The organism is Vibrio mexicanus (genome assembly GCF_001012815.1).
GTDB classification, from domain to species: Bacteria; Pseudomonadota; Gammaproteobacteria; order Enterobacterales; family Vibrionaceae; genus Vibrio; species Vibrio mexicanus.
The window spans coordinates 1-572 of sequence record NZ_JYJP01000079.1 but is presented as its reverse complement, the minus strand read 5'-3'; the positions used below and the strand labels follow the sequence as shown (position 1 = coordinate 572).

1 protein-coding gene is annotated in these 572 nt (G+C 45.6%); it reads left to right on the top strand.

Going from position 1 to position 572, the window contains the following annotated elements:
- On the top strand, positions 1-569 hold a 569-nt coding region (locus tag UA76_RS11655; RefSeq protein ID WP_047046228.1), incomplete at its 5' end, for an ISL3 family transposase.
- Positions 570-572: the final 3 nt, after the last annotated feature.

Below are 572 nucleotides of genomic sequence, written 5' to 3'. Positions count from 1 at the left end.
CCGCTTTTGATCTCGAAGTGCAGGCGCATTGCCCAAACGCCCGTATTGTCTATGACTTATTTCATGTCGTGGCTAAGTTCGGTCGAGAAGTCATGGACAGGGTTCGCGTAGACCAAGCTAATCAACTAAAGGGGGACAGAAAAGCCCGCCGTTGGATAAAGGGCTCGAGTTGGGTACTGCTGAAAAACAGAGAGAACTTAAGCGCTAAACAGGAAAGTTATCTAGATGAAATACTATCGATTAATCGAGATCTCATGATAACGCACTTACTTGGTGCTCAGCTCAAGGAGCTTTGGTATTGTGATTCAGAGGAGCAAGCTATCGGGTTATGGGAAGTATGGTGGCAGCAGGTGAATGAAAGTGGCATACAGCCTCTCATCAACTTCGCTAGAAAACTCAAACTTTACCTTCACGGTATCGTGGCATCCGCTTCATATCATCTGAATACTTGTACGCTGGAGGGGATCAATAACAAAATAAAACTCATCAAGCGTATGGGATACGGATATCGAGATACGGAATACTTCTTCCTAAAGATAAAAGCGGCTTTCCCCGGAAAGCCGCGATGAACC